At 71.9% G+C, this 7,471-nt stretch carries 7 protein-coding genes; 5 read left to right on the top strand and 2 right to left on the bottom strand.

Annotated elements, in window-relative coordinates; all coding sequences use genetic code 11:
* The 3 genes from D471_RS0126605 to D471_RS0126595 all read left to right on the top strand — a co-directional run.
* Positions 1 to 964 (top strand): ABC transporter ATP-binding protein (locus tag D471_RS0126605; protein ID WP_017601430.1); only part of this gene is annotated, 964 nt, incomplete at its 5' end.
* A 205-nt stretch (positions 965 to 1,169) separates the two neighbouring features.
* Positions 1,170 to 2,087 (top strand): helix-turn-helix domain-containing protein, encoded by a 918-nt coding sequence (locus D471_RS0126600; protein ID WP_017601429.1) that lies wholly within the window; start codon positions 1,170 to 1,172, stop codon positions 2,085 to 2,087.
* Between the two features lie 69 nt (positions 2,088 to 2,156).
* The gene (locus tag D471_RS0126595; RefSeq protein ID WP_017601428.1) at positions 2,157 to 2,810 is read left to right on the top strand and encodes a dioxygenase family protein; all 654 of its coding nucleotides are present in this window, start codon (positions 2,157 to 2,159) and stop codon (positions 2,808 to 2,810) included.
* Positions 2,811 to 2,923: 113 nt separating this feature from the next.
* Here the strand turns inward: D471_RS0126595 and D471_RS0126590 are convergent, their stop codons facing one another.
* The gene (locus D471_RS0126590) at positions 2,924 to 5,197 is read right to left on the bottom strand and encodes an ATP-binding cassette domain-containing protein (RefSeq protein WP_017601427.1); all 2,274 of its coding nucleotides are present in this window, start codon (positions 5,195 to 5,197) and stop codon (positions 2,924 to 2,926) included.
* A gap of 164 nt (positions 5,198 to 5,361) precedes the next feature.
* Between D471_RS0126590 and D471_RS0126585 the strand changes: the two genes are divergently transcribed.
* Positions 5,362 to 6,174, top strand: a complete 813-nt coding sequence (locus D471_RS0126585; protein ID WP_017601426.1) for a TetR/AcrR family transcriptional regulator — start codon at positions 5,362 to 5,364, stop codon at positions 6,172 to 6,174.
* A gap of 57 nt (positions 6,175 to 6,231) precedes the next feature.
* Here the strand turns inward: D471_RS0126585 and D471_RS0126580 are convergent, their stop codons facing one another.
* Positions 6,232 to 6,843, bottom strand: coding sequence for a LysE family translocator (locus tag D471_RS0126580; RefSeq protein ID WP_017601425.1), 612 nt, complete (start codon positions 6,841 to 6,843; stop codon positions 6,232 to 6,234).
* Positions 6,844 to 6,939: 96 nt separating this feature from the next.
* Between D471_RS0126580 and D471_RS0126575 the strand changes: the two genes are divergently transcribed.
* Positions 6,940 to 7,471: GntR family transcriptional regulator (locus tag D471_RS0126575; RefSeq protein WP_040691439.1), on the top strand; the 532-nt coding region annotated here is incomplete at its 3' end.

Below are 7,471 nucleotides of genomic sequence, written 5' to 3'. Positions count from 1 at the left end.
CCCCCCCCGCCTGTACGCCCCCCTCACCGCACTGGCCAGCGCCCGCGTCGAAGTCATGAGCGCCCTGGTCAGCTTCGGCCGCGTGTTCGAGATCCTCGACCTGAAGCCCCTCGTCGACGAACGCCCCACCGCACACGCCCTGCCCCCCGGCCCCGCGTCCCTGGAGTTCGACGACGTCACCTTCGGCTACCCCGGCGCGGAGAAGGTGTCCCTGGCCTCCCTGGAGGAGGTGGCCACCCTCGACAGCACCGACGACGGACCCGTCCTGCACGGCGTGTCCTTCCGCGTCGAACCGGGCCAGATGGTCGCCCTCGTCGGCTCCTCCGGCGCGGGCAAGTCCACCATCGCCCAACTCGCCCCCCGCCTCTACGACACCGACTCCGGAACCGTCCGCGTCGGCGGACACGACGTGCGCGACCTGACCTTCCACACCCTGCGCCACACCCTGGGCATGGTCACCCAGGACGGCCACCTCCTCCACGAGAGCATCCGCGCCAACCTCACCCTCGGCAACCCCGACACCACCGACACCGACCTGTGGAACGCCCTGCGCCGAGCCCGCCTGGACACCCTCGTCGCCGCCCTGCCCGACGGCCTGGACACCGTGGTCGGCGAACGCGGCTACCGCTTCTCCGGCGGCGAACGCCAGCGCCTGACCATCGCACGCCTGCTGCTGACCAACCCCGAGGTGGTCATCCTCGACGAGGCCACCTCCGCCCTGGACTCCACCTCCGAGGCCGCCGTCCAGGACGCCCTGGCCGAGGCCATGCGCGGCCGCACCTCCCTGGTCATCGCCCACCGACTGTCCACCATCCGCGCCGCCGACGCCATCCTCGTGGTCGAGGACGGCCGGATCGCCGAACGCGGCACCCATGGCGAACTGCTCGCCCGCGGCGGCCGCTACGCCGAGCTGTACCGCACCCAGTTCGCCACCGGCGAGCCCGAGCCGGTCCCCGCTCCCTGACCCGGACCACGGCCACCACCCAGACCCCGCCTCCCCGGTGGCGCCACACCGGGGAGGCGGCCCCACCGCCCGAGACGCCACGCCCCTGCCCGAAACCCGAACCCGCCCACCGGGCCGGACCCGCTCCCGGGACCGTTCAACGATCCGATTGGCGATGATGGAGCCGACACCGGCCCACCACACCGGGAACGGCAGGAGAACGAGCATGGAGACGGCATCCCCCCTGGAACTGCACCGACTGGAGGTCCCAGCCCCGCAGCTCTTCCCGTTCGCCATCGGGACCTTCGACACGATCGGCCCGCTGTCCCGGGCCGCGTTCGCGCACCGACACACCTTCCACGAGATCGTGCACGTCACGGCCGGCTCCGGTGAGCACGTCATCGACCTGCACCGGTGGCCGATCACCCCACCCAACCTGGGGATCCTCTCCGCCGGACAGGTGCACCACTGGGCGGCGGCCCACGGCGTGGACGGCCACGTGATGCTGCTGGAGGACGCCTTCCTACTGGACCGGCCGGACGACCTCGGCCTTCTGCGCCGACTGGCCGCCGACCACCCCTGGCAGGCCCTGCCCCCCGAGGCCGCCGCCGAGGTCTCCGGAGTCCTCGACGAGATGCTGCGCGAATTCCGCGCCCGAAAGCCCGGCATGGCCTCGGTGCTCCGCGCCTACCTGCACATCCTGCTGACCCGAGCGGCCCGCTGGGCCGATCGGGGACCCGCGCGGCCGCACTCCGGCACGGACACCCCGGCCCAGCGGTTCCTCCGCCTCCTCGACGAACCCGCTTCGGCCACCGGGATGCCGGTCGCCGAAGCGGCCGCCCGGCTCGGGGTGACCCCCGGCCACCTGGCCGACGCGGTCAAACGGGCCACCGGCCGAACCCCCGGCGCGCTCCTGCGCGACGCCCGCACCCTGGAGGCCAAACGGCTCCTGGCCGGCACCGGCCTGACCGTGGCCGCGGTGGCCCGAGCGGTCGGTTTCACCGACCCCGCCTACTTCTGCCGGTTCTTCCGCCGCGAGACGGGGACCAGCCCCGGGCGGTTCCGGCGCCGCTGCCGCACCGTCCCGGAGAAGCACCACGTTCGCCGAGATCCGTCCATCGCCCCCGGAGGGAACGGAACGTAGTCTCATCCTCACCCGCAGGGAGTCCCGGCCGGGCCCCACCCCCCCACCTCCCCCACGAGGAGCGCCTCCATGGCCGAGAGCACCGACCGCCCACACCAGGACGGACCGACCCGCAAGACCCTGTTCAGGGCCGCCCTCGTCGCGGCACCCGCCGCCGCGCTGCTGTCCGCCGCGGGGTCCGCCCCGGCGCTCGCCCGCGACCGGGCCGCGGACGGCACCGCGCTGGACCCCACCCCGCAGTGCGACGACGGTGACGACCCCACGCCCCCGCAGATGGAGGGCCCCTACTTCACACCACACTCCCCGCGCCGCCGCGACCTGGTGGTCCCGGGCGACCACGGGGTGCTCCTGTCGGTCTCCGGCTACGTCTTCACCAGGGACTGCCGACCCGTGGCCGGAGCCCTGCTCGACTTCTGGCAGGCCGACGCCGGCGGCGTCTACGACAACACCGGCTACGACTACCGCGGCCACCAGTACACCGCGGCGGACGGCGCCTTCCGCCTGACCACCGTCGTCCCCGGCCTCTACCCCGGACGCACTCGCCACCTGCACGTCAAGGTGCAGGCCCCGGCCCGGCCGGTGCTCACCACCCAGCTGTACTTCCCGGGCGAGCCGCGCAACGGTACCGACTGGATCTTCGACCCCCGGCTGTTGATGAACGTCCACAACCACTGGGGACGCAAGGCCGCCGAGTTCGACTTCGTCCTGGACCACACCGTCTGACCCGCCCTCCGCCCCACCCCCGGGAAAGGCCGCGGTCCGGGCCCCCGCCCCGCTACCGGGGCCCGGACCGCGGTCGCCGCCCCGGTGGGGGCGGGGGCGGCGACCCCGCGCGCCTACCAGCCCAGGTACGCGCGCAGGTGCCGGGCGGTGAGGGTGTCGGCCTCGGCGGCCATCCGCGCGGGCGTGCCCTCGAACACGATCCGTCCCCCGTCGTGCCCGGCGCCCGGCCCCAGGTCCACGATGTGGTCGGCGTGCGCCATGACCGCCTGGTGGTGCTCGATCACCACCACCGTCCCACCGGCGTCCACCAGCCGGTCCAACAACGCCAGCAACCGGTCCACATCGGCCGGATGCAGCCCGCTCGTGGGCTCGTCCAGCACGTACACCGACGCCTCCTTGGCCATGTGCACGGCCAGCCGCAGCCGCTGACGCTCACCGCCCGACAGCGTGGTCAGGGGCTGTCCCAACCCCAGGTAGCCCAGACCGACGTCGTGCAACCGTCCCAGGATGGCGCCGGCGTTGCCGGAGGTGAAGAAACCACGTGCCTCCTCCACCGTCATGGCCAACACCTGGCTGATGTTCCTGCCCCGCAGCGTGTGCGTGAGGACCTCGGGCCGGAACCGGGAGCCCCCGCACTTCTCACAGGTGGAGGCCACACCCGCCATCATCGCCAGGTCGGTGTAGATGACCCCGGCGCCCTTGCACTCGGGGCAGGCGCCCTCGGAGTTGGCGCTGAACAACGACGCCTTGACCTTGTTGGCGCGGGCGAAGGCGGTGCGGATCGGGTCGAGCAGCCCGGTGTAGGTGGCCGGGTTGGACCGCCGTGACCCGCGGATCGGTGACTGGTCGACCACGACCACGCCGTCACGGCCGGTCAGGGAGCCGTGGATGAGGGAACTCTTGCCCGACCCGGCCACCCCGGTGACGGCGGTGAGCACCCCGAGCGGGATGTCGACACCGACGTCCTTGAGATTGTGGGTGTTGGCTCCGGTGATGGGGATGACGCCGGCGGGGGTGCGGACCTTCTCGCGCGGGGTGACCCTGTGGTCCAGGTGGCGTCCGGTGAGGGTGCCCGAGGCGCGCAGCCCGGCCACGTCGCCGGTGTAGGTGATCCGGCCACCGTCGGGTCCGGCTCCGGGGCCCAGGTCGACGACGTGGTCGGCGATGGCGACGGTCTCGGGTTCGTGCTCGACCACCAGGACGGTGTTGCCCTTGTCGCGCAACCCCGACAGCAGGCGGTTCATCCGCTCGATGTCGTGGGGGTGCAGGCCGACCGTGGGCTCGTCGAAGACGTAGGTGACGTCGCTGAGGCTGGACCCCAGGTGGCGCACCATCTTCACCCGCTGGGCCTCGCCGCCGGACAGGGTGCCCGACTCCCGGTCCAGGCTCAGGTAGCCCAGGCCCACCTCGACCAGGGAGTCCAGGGTGTGGCCGAGGTTGTCGACCAGCGGTTCGACCGAGGGCTCGTCGACGGTGCGCACGAACGCGGCCAGGTCGTCGATCTGCATGGCCGCGCACTCGGCGATGGTGCGGCCCTGGACCTTCACGGACCGGGCCCGGGCGTTGAGGCGGGCGCCGTCGCACTCGGGGCAGGTGGAGTAGGTCACCGCCCGGTCCACGAACGCGCGGATGTGCGGCTGCATGGACTCGCGGTCCTTGGACAGGTAAGTGCGGCGGACCTTGACCAGCAGGCCCTCGTAGGTGAAGGAGTCGCCCTCGCGTTTGACGCGGGTGGCGGGGGTGTGCAGGAAGGTCTCCCACTGCTCGGGGGTGAAGTCGCGCAGCCGCGTGTCGGGGTCGACCATCCCGGAGTGGGCCATCGTCCGCCAGTACCAGTTGCCGACCGCGAACCCGGGCGCGGTGATGGCGCCCTCGTTCAGGGACAGGTCCCGGTCCACCAGTTCCCCGACGTCCACCTGGTGGGTGCGGCCCAGGCCCTCGCACTCGGGGCACATGCCCTCGGCGTTGTTGAAGCTGAAGGCGCTGGAGGGCTCCAGGCGCGGAGTGCCCGCCCGGCTGAACACGATCCGCAGCATGGCGGCGGCGTCGGTCGCCGTGCCCACGGTCGAGCGGGAGTTGGCGCCCATGCGCTCCTGGTCGACGATGATCGCCGCGCTGAGGTTGCGCAGCGTGTCCACGTCGGGGCGGCCCAGGCTCGGCATGAAGCCCTGCACGAAGGTGCTGTAGGTCTCGTTGATCAGACGCTGGGACTCGGCGGCGATCGTGCCGAACACCAGGGAGGACTTTCCCGACCCCGACACACCGGTGAAGACACTGAGTCTGCGTTTGGGGATGTCCACCGACACATCGGTGAGGTTGTTCTCCCTGGCACCCCTGACCTGGATGGTGCCATGGGTGTCCGCGAGGGCGACGGGTTCGGTGCGCACGCTGGGCCTCACAAATCCGTAGGGTGTAAACTGATGGTCGAGGTCGATAGTTTACGCACTAAGGAGACAAAGTCGATACGTGGATCGACGCACCGGGGACAACCTTCAACTCCTTATGCGCTAAAGTGATCACCCCGGGTCAACACGAGCCGAAGGAGGCAGCCGTGGTCGTCTACGCCGGACAGGGGGACGCGCGCCGTTCCATGGCACTGCTGTGGCGGGGAACCGCGGCCCCGGAACGGCACGCCTCCCCCGGCCCCCGCCCCGAACTGAGCGTGGACCTGGTCGTGGAAACGGCCATCGCCGTGGCCGACGAGGAGGGCATGACGGCCCTGTCCATGCGCGCGGTGGGCGAGCGCCTGCAACGGTCGGCGATGTCCCTGTACACCTACGTGGCCAGCAAGAACGAACTCATCGACCTGATGTACGACCACGCCTTCGCCGAACTGGCCGAGGCGGTCGAACACGAGACCGACCGAGACTGGCGCACCGCCACCACCACCTGGGCCCACCACCTGTGGCGGTTCAGCTTGCGCCACCCCTGGACCCTCCAGGTCTCCCACGCCCGTCCCGTCCTGGGCCCCCACGAGTACCGGGTCTTCGAGGCCCTGGCCCTGGTCCTGCACCGGGCCGGCCTCGCCCCCAAAGACATCCGCAGCGCCTTCGGCAGCCTGTACAACCTCGTACGCGGACTGGTCCGCACCAGCGCCGAGGCCCGCCAGGCCCAGGCCGCCACGGGCATGGCCGAGGACGAGTGGTGGTACGCGCGCTCGGCGCAACTGGAGGAGGTCGCACCGGACTTCGGCGACCGCTTCCCCACCCTCACCGCCATGGCCCAGGAGGGCGCCTTCACCAACACCGACGACAGCGAGCCCTACCTCGAACAGGAGGCCTGGGAGACGCTCCGGTTCGGGTTGGAGGCGCTGCTGGACGGGATCGAACGCAGACTCACCCCCACCGCCGACACCCGAACCTGACACCGCCCGCCGGGGCGTTCGGGGCGAACACCGCGCCCCGAACGCGCCCCGCGCCCGTCAGGGCTGCGCCACCGCCAACCGCAACCCCAACAGGGCGAACGCGCCCGCGAAGCCGCGCCGCAGCCAGGCCAGCACACGCTCGTCGCCGACCACACGGTCGCGCACCAGAGCCGAGAAGTACCCGTAAACCACGAACACCGCGAACGTCAGCGCCATGAACAGCCCGCTCAGGACGAGCATGCGCACCAGGGGATCACCCGCCCCCGCCCCCACGAACTGCGGCAGGAACGCCAGGAAGAAGATCGTCAACTTGGGGTTGAGCAGGTTGAGCAGCACCCCCGAGACGACCACCCGCACCCCCGACCGGGACGAGGCATCACCCTTCACCGCCAACGCCCCACGGTCGCGCCACGTACTCCAGGCCATGAACAGCAGGTAGGCCACCCCCGCGTACTTGAGGACCTGGAAGGCCGTCGCGCTGGCGTGCAACAGCGCCGCCACACCCGTCACCGCCGCCAACGCGTGCGGGACGATACCCAGCGTGCACCCGAACGCGGCCAGCACCGACGCCCGGGTCCCCCGCGAGAGCCCCACCCCCACCGTGTACAACACCCCGGTCCCCGGGACGGCCACCACCACCAGAGCGGTCAACAGGAACTCCACGCTCACGCCGCCACCTCCCCGCGCACGGGAACGGACCGCGACCGGTATCTGAACAAGGGAACGACTGTGTGCATGCACCCAGCCTTCCGTCACACTGGACCAGTGAACAGGTCCAATCACGACCCATCCGACAGGTCCAAACCGGTGGGGGCCGACTTCCTCCACCTCGACCCCGCCCACGCCCCACCCGGCCACACCACCGACTGGCTCACCGACCGGCTGCGCACCGCGATCACCCACGGCGACCTGCCCCGGGGCAGCCGCCTGCCCCCCAGCCGCACCCTCGCCACCGACCTGGGCGTGTCCCGCGGCGTGGTCACCGAGGCCTACCGGCGCCTGGCCGAGGACGGCCACGTACGCGGCCACGGCAGAGCCGGCACCATCGTCATGGCGACCATGACACCCCCACCAGCACGCACCCACCCCCACACCCGCCCCGACCCGAGCCCGCTCTTCTCCCCCCACCCCCGCCCGGACGTCTTCGACCGCCTGCGCCAGGCCCGCGCCCGCATCGACCTGTCCCCCGGCGTCCCCGACCTGGCCGCCTTCCCCCGAGCCGCGTGGCTGCGCGCCGAACGCGCCGTCCTGACCGACACCAGCGCCTCCGCGCTCGGCTACGGCGACCCCCGCGGCA

Source organism: Nocardiopsis lucentensis DSM 44048 (assembly GCF_000341125.1).
GTDB lineage: Bacteria > Actinomycetota > Actinomycetes > Streptosporangiales > Streptosporangiaceae > Nocardiopsis > Nocardiopsis lucentensis.
The sequence above is the reverse complement of the archived record's forward strand: the minus strand, read 5'-3'. Positions and strand labels throughout refer to the sequence as shown.

Excerpts from the sequence above, each read along its gene's own strand:
- D471_RS0126600 (WP_017601429.1), top strand. The coding sequence starts at position 1,170 with ATGGAGACGGCATCCCCCCTGGAACTGCACCGACTGGAGGTCCCAGCC.
- D471_RS0126595 (WP_017601428.1), top strand. The coding sequence starts at position 2,157 with ATGGCCGAGAGCACCGACCGCCCACACCAGGACGGACCGACCCGCAAG.